The following is an 18,183-nucleotide window of genomic DNA, read 5'->3' as shown; positions in this document are numbered from 1 at the left end:
ATAAAAAAGCAAAAATATATATGTAAAGAAAAGCATTAGACGATTAGTTTATTGTGTATTCTTTGCAAAAAGATTATATGGAGGTAAATATGAATAACTATTCAGGAAAAAGTAAAATACAACAGTTTAAATTAAACGAAGCTAAAAAAAGAATGTACTCGGGTAAAGGAATGACAAATTCCAGTAGTATGGGTGCAATGACAAACTCTACTTATTCTGGAATGGGATCATCATTAACAAGCTCAACCTCTGTAGGTCAAGGTGAAATACAAGAAGCAAAACAAAAAATGAGCAATTCAAGTACAACGAACACTTTAAGATAATATTAATAAATATTATCTTAAAACCAAGGATAGCTCGCCATATTAAATATGGCGAGTTATTTCTTTTGTGAATACAATAAATTTTTCGATTAGTGTATTTTATGCAAATAATAAGTAAAAATATAAAAAGTTAAATATTCTGAATATTTATTTTTAGGAACATTTTAGTTACGAAGTGCATAAAAAATAATTAGACAGTAAAAAAAGGAGGGGTTATAAAAATGTGCTATTTTAATTTATTGTTTGATTGTAAAAGAGTTTGCAAAGACGATGGACTTCGTGAATATTTAAAACTAGAATACAGAAAGTAGTAAAATAAATTGCCTCCTAGTAATGTTAAAAAGGGGGCTTTTAAACTTCCTATAGAATTTTTTAAAAAATTATTATAAAAAAGCTTGCTTATATTAAATATATGTGCTACAATCGTCTATGTAGTAAAAATTAAACAAGGAGGTAGGTCGTAATGACTAACATTAATACGAATGTTAAAGTGAACAACTTAATAAAATTAAATAATACGACCTGCAACTGGTAATTTAAAGGATACTTTGATATGTTCTAGTTGCGTGGCAAACCTGCGACTATAACAGTATATTATACAATACATAAGATTAGATCTATCGCAGTAATGACTGTGATTTTTTTGTGTCATAAAATGTTTGTAGGATAATACATTAAAGTATTTCAAGTTTACTACTTAAAAACATTAAACCATTAAAGTTAAGTCGCAATAGCGATTTTTTTTAATGCAAAAATACTAAGAGAAAGAAGGTGATAGTAATGTATGAAGCACATTTAGGAGTAATCTATCAAGCGCTTTTTTTAGAGAAAAATAGAAAAAGCAATGAAGAAATTGTTAATATGAATACTGATAAATTATCAACTATTACATACAAATCTAAAGAAGATATAGGTATGATAGAGTACTTAAAGCTTGAATATAGAAGATAATTTACAAGTAAAAGACTACAAGAGATACTAACATGACTAGAAACAAAAATATTAAAAAAAGGGAGGTGATAGTAATGTATGAAGCATATTTAGGAATAGTTTGTAAAGGACTTTATTTAAAGAGAAATGGAAAAACCAATGAAAATATCGTTAAAATGAATACTGATAAATTGTCAACTTCTACATATAGAGCTAAAGAAGATGTAGGTATGAGTGAATACCTAAAGCTTGAATATAGAAGATAATTAAAAAAGTAAAAGACAATAAGAGATGGTACGTTATAAAAACAATAACTTAAAAACCAAAATAGGGAGGTGATAGTAATGTATGAAGCGTATTTAGAAGTAATTTGTAAAGAGTTGTATTTAGAGAATGATAGAAAAAACAACGAAAACATTGTTAAAATGAATACTGATAAATTATCAACTTCCACATACAGGTCTAAAGAAGATATAGGTATGATGGAATACTTAAAGCTTGAATATAGAAGATAGTTTAAAAGTTCAAATATAAAATGACAAGGGATGGTAACATGACAAAATTAAAAAAGATTATAAGTAAATTAAAAGTTAAAAAAGAAGATATTCATAGATACTATAGATCAGGACAATCGATAAGAAGCCAAATTGTAGATAATATTATAAAAACAAATAGTTCTATAGGGTAATTATAACAATGAAAAGGGATGATAATATGAAAAAGCTAAAAAGGTTAATAGATAAGATAACAACAAGAAAAGAAGATGTTCGAGTTTTTTATAATTCAGAATATAAGCAAGTAAAAAGAAAAGACATAGTAAAAGAAATGATATTACAGCTATAATAAATACAAATAATACTGGAGGTTGATTACAATGATTAAAATTGTTAAAAAATGTATAGAAAGCGAAAAAATATTAAAAGGAATATTGATATACACAGTGGACACATAACTAACCAGCAATCTTAGTGTCATTTCACTATAAGTTTAATAATAAATAATTTGTTTTTAAATTCCAAAACACCCCTTGGGGATGTCTCTAGAGACATCCCCTTAAAAATTTCATTCAAAATGGAGGTTTTTTATTATTTATATCGAAATTGTAGATTAAGTAAAATAATTACTAGTAAAAAGGAGAATTATTATGTCTGAGAGCATAGGCAATGGACTTCATAAGCAGAAAAATATAGAAGATATTATTTCGTTGTACAAAGATAATCTACAATATGAGCTACATAAACTAAAATACGATAATAAATATATTTTAAACAATGCTTTTAACTCGAGTTATAGAGTATGGTATTACTCGACACTATATGGTGGATTAGGGTATTCACCTGCAAATTATATAAAAGGAAGTCTAAAAAAAGAACAAGGATTTGATAAAGAAATCTTTGTGACTCTAAAAACTAGAATAGATTATAATAATGAAGTAAGTTTTACTGAGGATTGTAAGCTCTACAGTATACATGAGCATCCAGTAGTAGAGGATTTACTATATATAATGAGAGAAAAAGATAAAAATATAAATAATATAGAGAAAATAATGGCTGATATAAGCTATGAAGATAGTGATTATTACAGGTACATAAATTTATTAGCAAATAAAATAACAAAAATACAAGGATTTGCTAGAATGAGTAAAGGACAGCAGCTTGAAGCTGTGCTTTCACAGGCTATAATTATAAGTAGAAATAAATTAAACGAACTTTTAGATACTGATATGTATACGGAAGATTATATGATATCAATACTTGACAATAATAAAGATGTTCAAGAGCTGAAAGTTAAGTATTTGAATGAAAAATATTGTAATAATGATTTTAAATTTGAACCACATGATATAAATGATACTGATATATTTCATAGACTAGTGCAAGAATATAAAATTAGTAGAGAGATAATAAATAGTAGAGATTTATTTGATAGAGTCTTTGATAAATATTTTACATGTGTATTCGGATGTTATCTACAGATAATATGTCCATTATACATTAATGAATATGACTTTAATAAAAATATTAAATTATATTATGCAGAACTTAACGAAGAAAATAGTAAAGCTGATATTTTATACAAAGTACCTCATTATTACAATCTAAGTGAACTAGGCAAAGAGGTAATGAGACAATATCGAACAACGCATAAAGGTGACTTGTTTTTAATGTTAGATAATACAGATGATTATCATGAAATACATGATAAAATAATAGATATTAATAGAAAAAACAACGAATTAAGAAAAGATAGTAGCGATATGATGCATTTACAAGAACCAGAAAAGGATAGTATAGAAGAAAAAATATATTGTTTTTTAATAAAAAATGAAGAAGAAATATTAAAAGTAGAAATAATGGGAACACAGTCATTAGAAGATTTGCATGAATGTATATATGAGAATTTTTATTTAGAGAATACAGGAACATATTCATTTGTATTAAATAAAGATGAAGATAATGAAGTAGAATATACTACTCCTATATATGAAAGTGGATACAATAGCACAACTGATGGCATAATCAATGAACTTGATTTGACATTGTATCAGGAGTTTGTTTATACTTATGATTTTGAAGAAGAGCAAGTATTTGATATACAATTCACAGAAATAAAAGATATGGATTATGATGAGCAATATCCAGTATGCAAATAAATTGGAAAAAAGAGTGCATACATGTGTTGTTATAAATTGCTTTGTTATATTGAAATAATATGTTATAATATTAACAAACAATTAAAAGTATTATGAATTTAGTCAATACATATATACTTTATAATAAATAGCTAACATTTTATAGATGTTTGCATACAGAATCCAGTATAACTGAGGTGAAAACCATGGACAAAAACCAAACAAGAAAAGACATGCTAAAAATGAGAAGAAGTATGGCATATCAACAAGTAAAGTGCAACAGCGATAAGATTAAAAACACACTTATAAATATGGATATAATAAAATCTAGTAAGACAATAATGCTTTACCTTAGTTTTGGCAACGAAGTAGATACTTTTGAATTATTGGATTGGTGCTTAGAGAATGGTAAAAATGTAGTAGTGCCATATTGTATAGAAGAAAATAATAAAATGGTGCCATGTAAGATAACTAGCAGAAATGACTTAGAAAGAAGTCCTCTAGGTTTTTTACAACCTAAAGAGGAACTAATAGATGATATTACATATGATATCGATGTAGTTATAGTTCCAGGTGTTGCATTTGATATAAAAGGTAACAGGATAGGATTTGGAGGAGGTTATTACGATAGGTTTTTAAGTAGCCATTCTAAAGTAACTACAATAGCACTATGTCATGACTATCAATTGATAAAAGAAGTTCAGAAAGATAAATTTGATATACCTATGAACAACATAGTAACAGAAAAGAAGAAAGTAACAATAATATAACATTATTTTAGTCAAATAATGAAAAATATTAATCAAAGTTTCACTAATATTTTGATTTTAAAAATTAACATTTTCGAAATATTTAAGAAGTATATACACATCAATACACCTTTAATAGCTGGAAATAGCTGAATCATGCTACTCCAGTATTTTTTTGCTAATGACAAGGAGTGATATTTCCCAGTGCATATTGTAAGTAGACATGATAGAATTGTCTATGAAGTATTTACATTTAATAAAATCAAAATAAACCTTGGAATATCAATATATATTAGTTATAATTAGTAATAAAAGTACTAAAATGTGTTAATAATCTCCGATAATAAGTGGAGGTTAATTATATAAAAAACTTGAGGAGGGTAATTGATGGGCTTTAAATCAGATATTGAAATTGCTCAAGAAGCAAAAATGCACGACATCAGAGAAATTGCTAAAAAAGTAGGTTTAACTGAGGATAATATTGATCTATATGGTAAATATAAAGCAAAGGTTGATTATAACTTACTAAAAAAAGGTAATGGAAAGAAAGCAAAATTGATTTTAACAACAGCTATAAACCCAACTCCAGCAGGAGAAGGTAAGACAACAACAACGATAGGAGTTGCTGATGCTTTATCAAGCTTAGGAAAATCTACAATAGTAGCATTAAGAGAGCCATCCTTAGGACCGGTTTTTGGTATTAAAGGAGGAGCTGCAGGTGGAGGATATGCTCAGGTTGTTCCAATGGAAGACATTAACCTACATTTTACAGGGGATATTCATGCAATGTCAGCAGCAAACAATTTACTAGCTGCTATGATTGATAATCATATATACCAAGGAAATAGCTTAAATATTGATCCAAGAAGAATTACTTGGAGAAGAGCAGTAGATATGAATGACAGACAATTAAGATTTATTACAGATGGATTAGGTGGAAAAGCTAATGGTATGCCAAGAGAGGATGGGTTTGATATAACAGTTGCATCAGAGATAATGGCAGCGTTTTGTTTATCAAATGACATTGCAGATTTAAAAGAAAAGATATCTAAGATAATAGTTGCATATACAAGAGAAGGAAAACCTATAACAGCAAAGGATTTAAATGCACATGGAGCAGTAGCAGCACTATTAAAAGATGCTCTAAAACCTAATTTAGTGCAGACATTGGAAAGCACACCTGCGTTTGTTCATGGTGGACCGTTTGCGAATATAGCACATGGTTGTAATTCGGTAATAGCTACAAAAATGGCAATGCATTTCGCTGATTATGTAGTTACAGAAGCAGGATTTGGTGCTGACTTAGGTGCTGAGAAATTCTTAGATATAAAATGTAGAATGGCGGATATAAAGCCAGACGCAGTAATAATAGTTGCTACAGTTAGAGCATTAAAATATAACGGTGGAGTAGCAAAAACTGATTTAAATGAAGAGAATTTAGAAGCATTAGAAAAAGGTCTACCGAACCTATTGAAGCACGTAGAGAATATAACAAAGGTATTTAAATTACCAGCTGTAGTTGCTATAAATAGATTCCCATTAGACACAGATGCAGAATTAAAATTAGTAGAAGATAAATGTAAAGAGCTAGGTGTAAATGTTGCATTATCAGAAGTATGGGCTAAAGGCTCAGAAGGTGGTCAAGCAGTAGCTAAAGAGGTGCTTAGACTAATAGAAGAGGGAGATAGTGATTTCACATATGCGTATGAACTAGACATACCTATTAAGGACAAAATAAAAAGCATAGCCCAAAAAGTATATGGTGCAGACGATGTTGATTTTACAGCAGCAGCGACTAAAAAGATCAAAGAATTAGAAAACTTAGGATTTACTAATGTACCAGTGTGTATTGCTAAGAACCAATATTCATTAACAGATGATCCTAAAAAGTTAGGGAGACCTACAGGATTTAACGTAACAGTTAGAGATGTTACAATATCAGCAGGAGCTGGATTTATAGTAGCATTAACAGGATCAATAATGAAAATGCCGGGACTTCCAAAAGTACCATCTGCTGAGAAGATTGATGTAGATGAGAATGGTGTAATAACAGGACTATTCTAACTATTAGGAGGTGTGTTTATTGGATTTTGCTAAAATGAGCTGCGAAGAATTCGTTAGAGAACTCAGTGGCAAATCAGCTGTTCCAGGAGGTGGAGGAGCTGCCGCATTAGTAGGTGCTATAGGTACAGCACTTAGTAGTATGGTATGTAATCTAACAATAGGAAAAAAGAAGTACGCTGAGTATGAAGAAGAAATAAAAACAATACTTAAAGAAGCTAGAGATATAGAGAAAGAACTGCTTAATATGATAGATGAAGATGCAGTTAACTTTTTACCACTATCAAAGGCTTATGGTATAAAAGCAAATACACCAGAAGAAAAAGAACATAAAAATGCTGTGTTGCAAAGTGCATTAAAAAGTGCATGCAGTGTACCTATAAAAATAGTAGAGACATCATATAAAGCGATAAAACTACATGAAAGGCTAGTAGATAAAGGATCAAGACTAGCCATAAGTGATGTAGGAGTAGGTGTGCAATGTCTAAGAGCTGCAATAATAAGTGGGCAATTAAACGTAACAATAAATATAAACTCAATAACAGATGAAGAATATGTTGATAAAGTTAGAAAAGAGACGACTAGGCTTGTAACAGAAGGCGTGAGAATCGCAGATGAAGTTTATAAGAAAGTTGAAGAGGTTTTAAATAAATAAAGAAAAGATTTAGAAGGGACTATGCTTGCATAGTTCTTTTTTATATGAGTTAAAATTATGTGGAAATACAAATCTAAACAAAATACAGGGAAATATTTAGAAAATCTTTATATTTTCTTTGCTGTTATTTTATAGCAATATTGTATACTGTTAAAGGTATCAAAGATCGCCTGCAAAACTCATTAAAACTTATCCAAATGGCAAAAAAATAATAGGGGGAAAATGGGATGAAGAGAATTTTGTGTTTATTTGTAACTACGTGTATGTTGTTAACTGGATGTAATTCACCAAAGATGGTAGACAGAGAGTCATCAAAGCAGATACAAGAACAGTCATCAGGACTTAATTACGAAACTATACTTTCGAAAAAAGGTGAATTGAATATTGTGAGAAAACCTAAAGCACATCATTATAGTGGTCATAAATATGCATATATGACTGAATTGCCAAAATATAATCCAGATTTGAAAGAAAGTTGGCAAGTAGATTTAAGAAGTAGAAATCTTACTAATTTAAATTTAAAGGATGAACTTGAAAATTTAATCTATGCTGATTTTAATAGCAGAACCCAATGGCCAGATAAATTACCAGAAGAGTTTGATCCTAAGTTAATAATGGAATTAGGTAAAAACCCTGGCCTAGAGATAAGAGAACTTCATAAAAAAGGAATCACAGGGAAAGGGATAGGTATCGCAATTCTCGATCAGAGCTTGTTAGTTGACCATATAGAATACAAGGACCAGTTAAAATTGTATGAAGAGATTCATTGGTGTGGAGGTCTAGTTGGTATACATGGTCCAGCAGTAGCATCTATAGCAGTAGGCAAGAATGTTGGAGTAGCACCTGAGGCAAATTTATATTACATTGCTGAAGACACAGCAGAAAGAAATGAAGAAGGGGAGATTGAATATGATCTTACTTGGATAGCAAAATCAATAGATCGTATCGTAGAAATCAATAAGACTTTATCTAAAGAAGAAAAAATAAGAGTAATATCAATTTCTTTAGGAATAAATGAAAATATGAAATGTTATGAAAAAGCACTTAAATCAATTGAAAAGGCAAAGCTGGAAGGAATTTATACTATATATGTAGGCAGTGCTCCATTTAGAGGACTTGGACGTAATCCTTTAAAAAATGCAGATGACATTAAAGCGTATTCAAAAGGTGAGTACTGGAATGGCTATTATGAAAATAAAGATTTATTAGTTCCAATGGATTCTAGATGTTTTGCTAGTAATTCAGGCGATTATGATTATATGTTCAATAGAAATGGTGGTGAAAGCTGGTCAACACCATATGTTGCAGGACTATATGCACTAGCGTGTCAAGTTGACCCTGATATTACACCAGAAACTTTCTGGAAAGTAGCACTTAGTACAGGGGATACAATAACTGACAACAATAGCGAAAGTGGCAAACTTGGAAAAATAGTTAATCCAACAAAATTGATGGGAATAATAGAGCAGAACAAAAGTAATGGTTCAAAATAATTGCGTCGGAGTGTGTGAAATGTTTTCATTGTAAACAATTGTGCATTGGTAAGAAATCAAAGATAATTTTTGCAGTGCAGTAGAGAAGCTGTTTCTAATATTTAAGTAAAAGTGTTGAAGAAATAGCTCCTCTAATTTACTACTGAGACACATGTTTTGATTTTCTAGTAATTTTTGCTAAATAGAATATTTTTAAGTCTATAAAAAGTCCATAGGAAATTAGGATATTCTTTACCAATATGTAATCTATGGAGAACGGATTCTTTTTACCTCTCAAAGCATGGAGATATCTAGAACTACTATACCAGTCTATTTAACCTCATCATGTTCAGCCTATTGTTTACAACTCTCCAATCTATATTTTCAATGAAATTTTTTATGTATGTTTTTCTGTCTATACCAAAGTCGATCATATAAGCGTGTTCATAAACATCTAAAACTAATAGAGGATAAGCGTTCCAAATAGATCCTACATCATGTGAATCACAGCCAAATATATGTATTCTTTTGTCCATAGAATCAACTGCGACAACAGCCCAGCCTCTAACCGAGAGAGCTACATCAGTTAGCCTAGTATAAAAATTATCAAGTGTTTTAAAGTCTCTAACAATAAATGATAAAGCATCGCCATAAGGCTCAGTATTCAAACCAGTCATATTAGAAAAGTAAAGTTCATGTAACTTTACACCATTTAGCGAATAGCTTTCTCCGAGCTTTAAACTTCGCATATCTGAATAAGTGCTATTTGAATTGGAAAAGTTACTATTCTTAGATAAAATACTCCAAATAATATTGATTTTGTGTACATAGCCTAAGTACAATTTGTAATGCTGATCTAATTGATTTAAAGTAAAACCTTGTACAGTTTTAAAATCAAAAGATATAGGTTGAATAGTATACATAAATTTTCATCCTTTCAGGTAATTTGAGTAAATCTATTAAAACTAATCAATACTATATTATGCAATTAAAGTTATGTATATCCCACATTTAAGACTAAAATAAAAAAAGTTAAAAATTTTATTGATTAATTTTAGAAGACATATTATAATAACACTATAATTAAATTTTAGGGCAAAGGCGTCCATAATAGTGGGAATTGGTATACCCATTTATTATGGACTTTTTTTATTATTTTTTAGGAGGTAAATCATGAATAGAAATTATGACAAAGAAATGGTTTTACAAAAAGCAAAAGAGTTTGATATTGAGTTTATACATTTACAGTTCACGGACATATCAGGGGTAATGAAGAACATATCGATAACTATAGAACAGTTAGAAAAAGCTCTAGACAATGAGATTATGTTTGATGGATCGTCAATAGATGGTTTTGTTCGAATAGAAGAATCAGATATGTATCTTAGACCTGATCCAACTACATTTGTAGTATTTCCTTGGTCAACGCATGCAAGAGAGGCTAGATTGATTTGTGATGTATACAATACAGATGGAACTCCATTTGAAGGATGTCCTAGAAATACACTTAAAAGAGTACTAAAGGAAGCAGAAGAACTTGGTTATGAAATGAATGTTGGACCAGAGTGTGAATTTTTCTTATTCCATACAGATGAAAAAGGAATGCCTTCTTTAGAAACACATGATAATGCAGCATATTTTGATTTAGCACCAGTAGATTTAGGTGGAAATGCTAGAAAAGATATGATACTTACACTAAAAGAAATGGGATTTGAAATAGAGGCATCGCATCATGAATGTGCACCAGGACAGCACGAAATAGATTTTAAATATGACAATGCACTAAGAGCAGCAGATAATATAATGACATTTAAAATGGTAGTTAGAATAATAGCACAAAGACATGGATTACACGCTACATTTATGCCTAAACCAGTTCATGGTATAGCAGGTTCAGGGATGCATATAAATATGTCACTTGCACAGTTAGACGGTAAAAATGCGTTCTATGATAAGGATAACGAATTAGGGTTATCAAAAGACGCATACCATTACTTGGCAGGTGTTTTAAAGCATGCTAAAGCAATAGCATCAATCACTAACCCAACAATAAATTCATATAAGAGATTAGTACCGGGATATGAAGCACCAGTTCATATAGCATGGTCAGCTAGTAATAGAAGTCCACTAGTTAGAGTACCAGCTAAAAAAGGTCAATCAACAAGAATAGAACTTAGAAATCCAGATCCTTCAGCTAATCCATACTTAGCATTAGCAGTAGTACTAAAAGCAGGATTAGACGGTATAAATAACGAACTTACTCCACCAGCTCCAGTAAACAGTAATGTATATCATATGGATAAAGGGGAGAGACAAGAGAATGGTATAGATAGCTTACCAGTTAACTTATATGAAGCAGTTAGATTCCTAAGGAAAGACGAAGTTATCAAAGAAGCTCTGGGTAGACATATTTATAAAAAATTCATAGATTTAGCAAAATACGAATGGGCAGAGTATTCGCAATTTGTTTCTAAGTGGGAACTAGAGAGATATTTAAAGAAATTCTAGCAAGTTAATTTTATTAATCCTAAAGATATTTTAGAATAAGTTAAAGTACTAAGCATTGAAATATACACGGTTTGAGCGTACTAATGTACGTAATTAGTCGTGTATATTTTAATAGCGCAGTTATTTGTAATTGTAGTGGCCTTTAAAACAATAGTTATATTCCTCCTTATGGCAAAATAAAATATATTAATAACAAAAAAGCCATTAGGGGGAAGTATATGAAAGATTATATTGAACAATTATTCAAGTTTTTAATAAGTAATATTAACAATGAAAACTTAGACGGGTTATTTGGGAGAAGAAGAGGTAGAAGAAGAAGTTTGATGTCAGGAACAAAAGATATTTCATTTAACCTAGACAAAAAAGGGGTATATGATGTTGAAGCAGAGCCATTTGGTGCAGGAATTTCTGTTAATTATGAATTCGTAGTAAATGATCCAAATGCAAACTATGATATTACAATTTATTCAAGTGGTGGCGGAGGTGGAGAATACAAAAAAATTAAAGTTGGTCAAAAAGTGAAGGGTGTATTGCAGACGAATAAATCAAGTAAAACAAAGTTAAAAATAATGATAAAAGCAGATAAAGCAGATGTAGTAGGGCATGCAACAATACATTATAGTGTTTAACATGAATTTTTTTCTATGGATAATTTCAGTTTAATAAAAAAGAGAGTATATTGTAATAAGAAGCTCAAAATAGTATAATAAGAATATACTTATTAATATTGAATATAATAACAAAGTCAAAACATATTTAAATATACATAGACTTTGTTTTTATATTATATACAGCTTACAAAGGTGGTTATATATTGAAAGACTACACAATTGTAGTTGGAGACAGCGATAAGAAGAATAGATTGTCTTTAGTGCAACTACTAAATAAAAACAGATATAAAGTATACGAATCTAGTGATGGAGCAGGAGTGTTAAGACTTACAAGAGCTATTATGCCTAATTTAGTTATAATAGATGTAAATATATGTGGACTTAATGCATTTGATGTTGCTCAGATAATAGAAGGAGACAATATATCGACAGTACTATTCATGACAGATAAGAGAGATAAGTTTTTTTTAGAAAAACTAGAGAATTATAAGGTATTTGCGTATCTAAGTAAACCGATCAATCCCTATCAGGTCAGCCATATCATAGAATTTGTAATAATGAACTCAGATAAAATGAGCAGACTAAATCAAAAGGTTGAAAAATTAGAGAATACAATTCAAGCTAGAAAAAAAATTGACATTGCAAAGGCAATAATAATGAATAAATTTAATATGACAGAGGATGAAGCCTTTAAATACATGAGAAAGCAAAGTATGGATATGTGTATGAGTATGGATAAACTAGCACTTAATATAATAAAAAAGAATCAAAAAAAATAGAATACATTTTGAGGAGGTTTAATAATGCCCAGACCGATTAAATGGAGAACTATAGAATCAATGCCAAAATACAATTACTTTAAACCCATTAATATACCCATATACGATTTGGAAGAGAATATACTCAAGATTGAAGAGTATGAGTCAATAAGACTGAAAGATTATGAAGGGTTGGATCAAGAAGCATGTGCCAAAAGAATGAATGTCTCAAGACAAACTTTTCAAAGAATTTATGCAGAGGCAAAGAGAAAGGTTGCAGATAGTTTAATAAATGGTAAAGCAATATTGATTAAGGGCGGAAACTATACGCAAAACATATGCACGATAAAATGCCAAGAGTGTGACCATACATGGGAGATAAGAGTAGAAGATCTTAATGATATAGAAAGTAATAATTGTCCAGAGTGCGGTTCAAGTCAAATAAATTGCAAATATAAAGAAAAGCATAGTTTTTGTAGAAAGAGATGTCAAAATAGACATGGCAAAAACGAAGAGTGATAGGATTTTAGGTATCTTAAAATAAAGATGGTTGTATATAAAAACTATGCAATAAAATAAATGGTGTAAGCTTCTAAAGTGATATAAATAAAAAATATCAAATAGGAGGGTACACCATTATGAGTTTTATTGCAAAAAATTCAAAAAAAATAATATGAGAAGAAAAATGTTAGGAAGGTTGGAATAGTATTATGAAGATTAAATATTATAAAATATTTTATATCTTATTTTTTTCTGTTTTTATATGTAGTTGTTCAAATAAGCAGTCAAATGCAAACGTTATGTCAGATATAAAATTGGATTCACCTATTACCATTTCCAAAACCAATATCAATCAAGATACACTAGTTTTCATAAAATTAAAGGCAGGAAGATATTATGAAGATTGGTCAGACACTGCATCAATTGGATATTATGGACGAAATTGTACTGGTAACTTTGATATAATAATAACTGATAATAAAGAGAATATATTATTTAAAAGTAGTTTGAATAGCTTTTTTTCAGAGCAAACTTTATCCTTTAATGATTTTTTCACTTTAAAATTAAATGACTATAATAATGATAATCATGTTGATTTTACACTTGGGCAATACTTCAACAGCTGTGGTACATATGAGTATAGATTATTTACAATAATAGATAATAAAATTGTTTTAATACCTGTTGAAAATAACTCTTTTTTTTCAACGTCTGACTCAGAGCGTTACTCGATTAATTTAACAAGAATAAATAAAAACGATTTTTTGGTTGATGTATATAGTAGAGAAAAAGGGAAGTATATTACTAAAAATTATTATTGGGATAGTAAACATTTTAAATATACTGAGTAACTTTATAACAAGAGTATCAAGATGACGTACAAAGAATATAGGATAATGATTATAATTTGCAGTAATCGATGTTAAAGAAGATAAAATAAAAATAATTGTATACAATATACTACAAAATATTGTATTGTAAAGTGTAAAAAAAACAGTGGAAACTTTTGATACAAAAAATTATTGACATATGCCCGAAACTTGGATATAATATAAATGAGCATATGCTAATAATAAAAAAAGAGGTGATACTATGCCAGGAAGAGATGGAACAGGGCCTTATGGAGAAGGAAAAATGACAGGAAGAGGATTTGGAGCGTGTAGTACTGAAGAGAATAATGTAAGAGAACTAAGAGGCTTTGCAGGTGGTAGAAAAAGAGGAGCTAGATGTGGTAAGGGAAGACCAAGAAGATTTTTTATGGATAGAAATAACCAACAAGACACATAGCATTGACAAGAACAAGTGACGATGGAGTTACTTGTTCTTTTTTTATTTAATTATAATAATGGCTTAGAACTGTTGTAAGCATAAGTACATATTTGATATGTTTACATAACAGGACAATAAAAGAAAGGATATATAATTTTTATTATGATAAACTTAACTCAGATAGGAGGTGTATGAATGGAATGGCTAAAGAGATTAAGTAAGGCAATTGACTATGTAGAGGATAATTTAGAAAATGAAATTTCCTATGATGAAGCAGCAAAAATCGCGTGTTGTTCTACTTATTATTTTCAAAGGATGTTTTCCTATGTAACAGGAGTTACTTTATCAGAGTATATACGCCGTAGAAGAATGACCTCAGCAGCTTTTGATTTACAAAGTAGCGATATGAAGGTCATGGATATTGGGTTAAAGTATGGCTATGAATCACCTACATCATTTAATCGGGCATTTCAAAGTGTTCATGGAATCTCCCCATCCGTTGCTCGATTGCAAGGAACATTACTAAATGCTTATTTGCCAATAAGTTTTTCTGTTACTATTACAGGGGATGAAAACATGAAATACATGATTGAAACAAAGAAAGCAATGAGAGTTGTTGGGGTTAGAGTCCAGCTACAAAATGATATGAAGCAAAACCAAAAGATTGTACCTATGCTATGGGATGAAGTTTTAAACAATAATAGGTTTGAGGAAATATGTGAGTTGAGAAACAATGATGCAAATGCTGTCTTTGGAATTACGGTATATGAAAATCAGAATAACATTTATTATTACATTGCAGTTCAAAGCGATAAGCTAGTGCCACAAGGAATGGTGGAGTTAGAAATAGCATCAGCTACATGGGTAGTTTTTGAGAATGATGGATTGTTTAAAGAATCAGTTCAAAATATATTTAAGCGATTTTTAACCCAGTGGTTACCTTTCTCGGACTATGAATACGCAGGTTTACCTGATATAGAGGTGTATCCAATTAAAAATAAATCAAAAAGAGGGCAAGTCCAAGTTTGGATTGCAATAAAAAAAGAGGTGAATAATATATGAATTGCCAAATAGAAATTAAAAACATAGAGTCTATTCGAGTAGCATATACGAAATATAAAGGGATCTCAACAAAAGTAAATAATGTTTTTCCAAATGTATTTAAAGCAATAAAAGGAAAAGCAAATGGCGCACCTTTTTGTTGTTTTTATAAAATGAATAAGGAGACCAAGATAGGGGATATGGAGTTATGTGTTCCTACTGACCAAAAACCAATAAGAGAAGGTGTTTTTGTAAAAGATATACCAAGTATAAAAGCTGTTTGCATTACACATGTTGGATCATATGAAACTTTGTATACTTCATACGAAAAAATCGAGAAATATGCAAAGGAAAACAATCTTAATATAGGATTTCCATTTAGAGAGGTTTATATAAAGGGACCAGGTATGATATTGAAAGGAAATCCTAGTAAGTATATTACTGAAATTCAATTTCCTATAAAAGAGGTAGAGTAGAATGTATGCAATTGAAGTAAATAAACTAGTTAAACAATACAAAAATGGAGTGAGAGCTTTAGATGAATTAAGCTTAAAAGTTAAACGTGGTGAAATATTTTCATTATTAGGGGCAAATGGTGCAGGTAAATCAACTTTAATTAATATATTAACCACTTATTATGCTCCAACAGCAGGGTCAGTTATAGTGCTAGGTAAAAATTTATCTGAAGAACCAGCATGGATAAGAGCTAATATAGCGTGTGTTGCACAAAATGTATCCATTGATGAGCATTTATCACTTATGGAAAACATGATATTTCAAAGTAGTCTATATAAAATAAATAAATCTAAGGCAAAAAAGAGGATTGATAATTTAATTGAGAGTTTTGGATTATCAAAGTACTTAAAATATCCAGTGGCTGTATATTCAGGTGGTGTCAAAAGACGATTAGATATAGCTATGAATATGGTTTCACATCCTCAAATATTATTCTTAGATGAGCCAACAGTGGGTATGGATATTAGTTCTAGGAAGGCAATGTGGGAAACTGTAGAAAAGATTCGGGATGAATTTAAAACAACTGTTTTTATGACTACACATTATTTAGAAGAAGCTGATCAGCTAAGTGACACTATTTGTATTATAAAGGAAGGTAAAGAAATAGTAAGGGCGGCACCTTTAGATTTACGACAATTCACTAAACAAGATGTATTAAAAATAGGCTTTTCTAATGTAAAACAGGCAAAATGTTGTAAGAGTAAGCTTTCAAACATGCAAATATCTTTAGCACCTAGTATTAGCGAAAACTCAGTGCTAGTGGATATTACAAAGGATAGAAGTTTATTTAAAAGTATAAACCAATGGTTATTACAAAATAATATTTGCTTTGAATCGATAGAGATAAAAAGACCTGATTTGAATGATGTATTCTTAAAATTTACAGATGGGGAAAGGAGGTAACAGATGGAAACAACGATAAGTATACTATGGAGAAACACCAAATGGCGTTTTCAAAATCCTATTTCCATTTTCATTACGGTCGTGCAGCCTCTTATATGGTTAGTATTATATAGCATGGTAGCGAAGCAATCGATGCAGACTAATTTAGGAGTTAACTATACTTCTTTTATTCTTCCAGGTATAATGGTGTTGGTAATATTAGCTTGTTGTAGTAGTGGTGGATATTTGAACTTTATTATGAAGTCAAAAGGAAGCTTTTATAGGATATTAATTGCGCCTGTGAATCGAAGATCTATAGTTTTAGGACAAATGCTTGAGTCAGTACTACTCTCATTTATTGAAATAACCATCATGTTATTATTAGCAATGTTGATGTCAGTAAAAATTTCATCAGGATTTATGGGGATGTTATTTATTGTACCTATTGTTTTACTTGCGGCACTTTTTATGTCGGGGATATCGTATGCTATAAGTCTTTATTTGCCTAACGAAGCTATATACGAGACTATTATGAATATTATAGTGCTTTCAGTTTTTTTCACTAGTTCATCTCTATTTCCTATGAACAACATATCAGGTAAATTCAAAATTATAGTAATGATGAATCCGTTTACATACGTAATAAATGCTCTAAGAGGTCTGATTTTAGACAATCAGATAGATTACTATAATATATTAATTGTAATAGGGTTATTTGCAATTCTTAGTTTGGGTAGTTTTTCATTAGCTATTTATAGACTTAAGAAATTAACAGTTAACTAAGTAGTCGTATTCTAATGACATCAATACTAGAAGTATTATTTAAGAAAATTTAAGGAATATCTTACAGATATCCCTTAGGTTGACGACAAAGTCATCTAAATAGCAGACTGTAATAAGAGTTCAATTTCAAGGCGTGTTAAAATTGAGTAGCAGAGCTTACTTAGAGGTAAGTGAGCAACAGAAATTTTAACAACAACGCAGAAATTGGGCTTTTGTCTACAGTCTAAGGGATATCTTAGAGATATCTCTTTCTTTTCTTTTAGAAATATTGATTGTATATAACATTTCAGATTATATATAAACAATTCAATCAAATTCCTTTGAGGTGTCTGTGTGATATATGATGCAATTATATTTATAAAGAATTATAGCATATGATAAAAATATTATAATATTTATGTTAAAATTAATTGACAAAATATATATCATTCTATATAATGATTAAATCACGTAATTATATAACATATCACAGTCAATTCCAAAGCAATTATC

Annotated in this window: 22 protein-coding genes; 21 read left to right on the top strand and 1 reads right to left on the bottom strand. The window is 29.8% G+C overall.

All coding sequences use genetic code 11. The features are described from left to right. The first annotated feature begins 89 nt into the window (after window positions 1-89). The 11 genes from P3X86_RS06635 to P3X86_RS06585 all read left to right on the top strand — a co-directional run bounded on the left by P3X86_RS06635 (window position 90) and on the right by P3X86_RS06585 (window position 8,843). The gene (locus tag P3X86_RS06635; RefSeq protein ID WP_483291875.1) at window positions 90-323 is read left to right on the top strand and encodes a hypothetical protein; all 234 of its coding nucleotides are present in this window, start codon (window positions 90-92) and stop codon (window positions 321-323) included. Between the two features lie 771 nt (window positions 324-1,094). Then, entirely contained in the window at window positions 1,095-1,274 is a 180-nt protein-coding gene (locus P3X86_RS06630; RefSeq protein ID WP_483291874.1) for a hypothetical protein, read from the top strand. A gap of 74 nt (window positions 1,275-1,348) precedes the next feature. Then, window positions 1,349-1,519, top strand: coding sequence for a hypothetical protein (locus tag P3X86_RS06625; RefSeq protein WP_483291873.1), 171 nt, complete (start codon window positions 1,349-1,351; stop codon window positions 1,517-1,519). Between the two features lie 78 nt (window positions 1,520-1,597). Further along, on the top strand, window positions 1,598-1,768 hold the full coding sequence (locus tag P3X86_RS06620; protein WP_483291872.1) for a hypothetical protein: 171 nt from the start codon (window positions 1,598-1,600) through the stop codon (window positions 1,766-1,768). A 38-nt stretch (window positions 1,769-1,806) separates the two neighbouring features. Then, a complete protein-coding gene (locus P3X86_RS06615) occupies window positions 1,807-1,941 on the top strand; it encodes a hypothetical protein (protein ID WP_483291871.1) in 135 nt (44 codons plus the stop codon). Window positions 1,942-1,967: 26 nt separating this feature from the next. Then, the gene (locus P3X86_RS06610) at window positions 1,968-2,096 is read left to right on the top strand and encodes a hypothetical protein (protein ID WP_483291870.1); all 129 of its coding nucleotides are present in this window, start codon (window positions 1,968-1,970) and stop codon (window positions 2,094-2,096) included. A 301-nt stretch (window positions 2,097-2,397) separates the two neighbouring features. Then, window positions 2,398-3,906, top strand: a complete 1,509-nt coding sequence (locus P3X86_RS06605; protein WP_483291869.1) for an IS1096 element passenger TnpR family protein — start codon at window positions 2,398-2,400, stop codon at window positions 3,904-3,906. Between the two features lie 185 nt (window positions 3,907-4,091). Continuing rightward, window positions 4,092-4,655, top strand: a complete 564-nt coding sequence (locus P3X86_RS06600; RefSeq protein WP_483291868.1) for a 5-formyltetrahydrofolate cyclo-ligase — start codon at window positions 4,092-4,094, stop codon at window positions 4,653-4,655. A gap of 366 nt (window positions 4,656-5,021) precedes the next feature. Continuing rightward, window positions 5,022-6,698: a formate--tetrahydrofolate ligase gene (locus tag P3X86_RS06595; protein ID WP_483291867.1), complete on the top strand. Its 1,677-nt coding sequence runs from the start codon at window positions 5,022-5,024 to the stop codon at window positions 6,696-6,698. Between the two features lie 19 nt (window positions 6,699-6,717). Then, the gene (locus tag P3X86_RS06590) at window positions 6,718-7,350 is read left to right on the top strand and encodes a cyclodeaminase/cyclohydrolase family protein (protein ID WP_483291866.1); all 633 of its coding nucleotides are present in this window, start codon (window positions 6,718-6,720) and stop codon (window positions 7,348-7,350) included. Between the two features lie 227 nt (window positions 7,351-7,577). Further along, on the top strand, window positions 7,578-8,843 hold the full coding sequence (locus P3X86_RS06585; protein ID WP_483291865.1) for a S8 family serine peptidase: 1,266 nt from the start codon (window positions 7,578-7,580) through the stop codon (window positions 8,841-8,843). A gap of 299 nt (window positions 8,844-9,142) precedes the next feature. Here the strand turns inward: P3X86_RS06585 and P3X86_RS06580 are convergent, their stop codons facing one another. Then, a complete protein-coding gene (locus P3X86_RS06580; protein ID WP_483291864.1) occupies window positions 9,143-9,745 on the bottom strand; it encodes a superoxide dismutase in 603 nt (200 codons plus the stop codon). A 250-nt stretch (window positions 9,746-9,995) separates the two neighbouring features. On the opposite strand from P3X86_RS06580, the gene glnA reads away from it, so the two are divergent. From glnA to P3X86_RS06530, 10 genes are all read left to right on the top strand, one after another. After that, entirely contained in the window at window positions 9,996-11,330 is a 1,335-nt protein-coding gene (gene glnA, locus P3X86_RS06575; protein ID WP_483291863.1) for a type I glutamate--ammonia ligase, read from the top strand. A 218-nt stretch (window positions 11,331-11,548) separates the two neighbouring features. Beyond that, on the top strand, window positions 11,549-11,959 hold the full coding sequence (locus tag P3X86_RS06570) for a hypothetical protein (RefSeq protein WP_483291862.1): 411 nt from the start codon (window positions 11,549-11,551) through the stop codon (window positions 11,957-11,959). A gap of 185 nt (window positions 11,960-12,144) precedes the next feature. Next, complete coding sequence (locus tag P3X86_RS06565) at window positions 12,145-12,720, top strand: ANTAR domain-containing response regulator (protein WP_483291861.1); 576 nt, start codon at window positions 12,145-12,147, stop codon at window positions 12,718-12,720. A 24-nt stretch (window positions 12,721-12,744) separates the two neighbouring features. Further along, the gene (locus tag P3X86_RS06560) at window positions 12,745-13,218 is read left to right on the top strand and encodes a DUF134 domain-containing protein (RefSeq protein ID WP_483291860.1); all 474 of its coding nucleotides are present in this window, start codon (window positions 12,745-12,747) and stop codon (window positions 13,216-13,218) included. Between the two features lie 191 nt (window positions 13,219-13,409). After that, window positions 13,410-14,051: a hypothetical protein gene (locus tag P3X86_RS06555; RefSeq protein ID WP_483291859.1), complete on the top strand. Its 642-nt coding sequence runs from the start codon at window positions 13,410-13,412 to the stop codon at window positions 14,049-14,051. A gap of 241 nt (window positions 14,052-14,292) precedes the next feature. After that, window positions 14,293-14,487 (top strand): DUF5320 domain-containing protein, encoded by a 195-nt coding sequence (locus P3X86_RS06550; protein WP_483291858.1) that lies wholly within the window; start codon window positions 14,293-14,295, stop codon window positions 14,485-14,487. A 177-nt stretch (window positions 14,488-14,664) separates the two neighbouring features. Further along, a complete protein-coding gene (locus tag P3X86_RS06545) occupies window positions 14,665-15,531 on the top strand; it encodes an AraC family transcriptional regulator (protein ID WP_483291857.1) in 867 nt (288 codons plus the stop codon). Then, window positions 15,528-15,986, top strand: coding sequence for a GyrI-like domain-containing protein (locus P3X86_RS06540; RefSeq protein WP_483291856.1), 459 nt, complete (start codon window positions 15,528-15,530; stop codon window positions 15,984-15,986). Before P3X86_RS06545 ends, P3X86_RS06540 begins: the two co-directional genes overlap by 4 nt. Window position 15,987: 1 nt before the next feature. Further along, window positions 15,988-16,929, top strand: coding sequence for an ABC transporter ATP-binding protein (locus P3X86_RS06535; protein ID WP_483291855.1), 942 nt, complete (start codon window positions 15,988-15,990; stop codon window positions 16,927-16,929). A gap of 3 nt (window positions 16,930-16,932) precedes the next feature. Next, complete coding sequence (locus P3X86_RS06530; protein WP_483291854.1) at window positions 16,933-17,691, top strand: ABC transporter permease; 759 nt, start codon at window positions 16,933-16,935, stop codon at window positions 17,689-17,691. The last annotated feature ends 492 nt before the right edge of the window (window positions 17,692-18,183 follow it).

The organism is Abyssisolibacter sp. ZYX002 (assembly GCF_056892235.1).
Note: the sequence above shows the minus strand (reverse complement) of the source record. Positions and strands in the feature narration are given on the sequence as shown.

Coding starts and splice junctions, on each gene's coding strand:
- P3X86_RS06530 (WP_483291854.1), top strand. CDS start 16,933: ATGGAAACAACGATAAGTATACTATGGAGAAACACCAAATGGCGTTTT.
- P3X86_RS06585 (WP_483291865.1), top strand. CDS start 7,578: ATGAAGAGAATTTTGTGTTTATTTGTAACTACGTGTATGTTGTTAACT.
- P3X86_RS06615 (WP_483291871.1), top strand. CDS start 1,807: ATGACAAAATTAAAAAAGATTATAAGTAAATTAAAAGTTAAAAAAGAA.
- P3X86_RS06560 (WP_483291860.1), top strand. CDS start 12,745: ATGCCCAGACCGATTAAATGGAGAACTATAGAATCAATGCCAAAATAC.
- P3X86_RS06595 (WP_483291867.1), top strand. CDS start 5,022: ATGGGCTTTAAATCAGATATTGAAATTGCTCAAGAAGCAAAAATGCAC.
- P3X86_RS06625 (WP_483291873.1), top strand. CDS start 1,349: ATGTATGAAGCATATTTAGGAATAGTTTGTAAAGGACTTTATTTAAAG.
- P3X86_RS06605 (WP_483291869.1), top strand. CDS start 2,398: ATGTCTGAGAGCATAGGCAATGGACTTCATAAGCAGAAAAATATAGAA.
- P3X86_RS06580 (WP_483291864.1), bottom strand. CDS start 9,745: ATGTATACTATTCAACCTATATCTTTTGATTTTAAAACTGTACAAGGT.
- P3X86_RS06550 (WP_483291858.1), top strand. CDS start 14,293: ATGCCAGGAAGAGATGGAACAGGGCCTTATGGAGAAGGAAAAATGACA.
- P3X86_RS06620 (WP_483291872.1), top strand. CDS start 1,598: ATGTATGAAGCGTATTTAGAAGTAATTTGTAAAGAGTTGTATTTAGAG.
- P3X86_RS06540 (WP_483291856.1), top strand. CDS start 15,528: ATGAATTGCCAAATAGAAATTAAAAACATAGAGTCTATTCGAGTAGCA.
- P3X86_RS06635 (WP_483291875.1), top strand. CDS start 90: ATGAATAACTATTCAGGAAAAAGTAAAATACAACAGTTTAAATTAAAC.
- P3X86_RS06610 (WP_483291870.1), top strand. CDS start 1,968: ATGAAAAAGCTAAAAAGGTTAATAGATAAGATAACAACAAGAAAAGAA.
- P3X86_RS06600 (WP_483291868.1), top strand. CDS start 4,092: ATGGACAAAAACCAAACAAGAAAAGACATGCTAAAAATGAGAAGAAGT.
- glnA (WP_483291863.1), top strand. CDS start 9,996: ATGAATAGAAATTATGACAAAGAAATGGTTTTACAAAAAGCAAAAGAG.
- P3X86_RS06555 (WP_483291859.1), top strand. CDS start 13,410: ATGAAGATTAAATATTATAAAATATTTTATATCTTATTTTTTTCTGTT.
- P3X86_RS06535 (WP_483291855.1), top strand. CDS start 15,988: ATGTATGCAATTGAAGTAAATAAACTAGTTAAACAATACAAAAATGGA.
- P3X86_RS06570 (WP_483291862.1), top strand. CDS start 11,549: ATGAAAGATTATATTGAACAATTATTCAAGTTTTTAATAAGTAATATT.
- P3X86_RS06545 (WP_483291857.1), top strand. CDS start 14,665: ATGGAATGGCTAAAGAGATTAAGTAAGGCAATTGACTATGTAGAGGAT.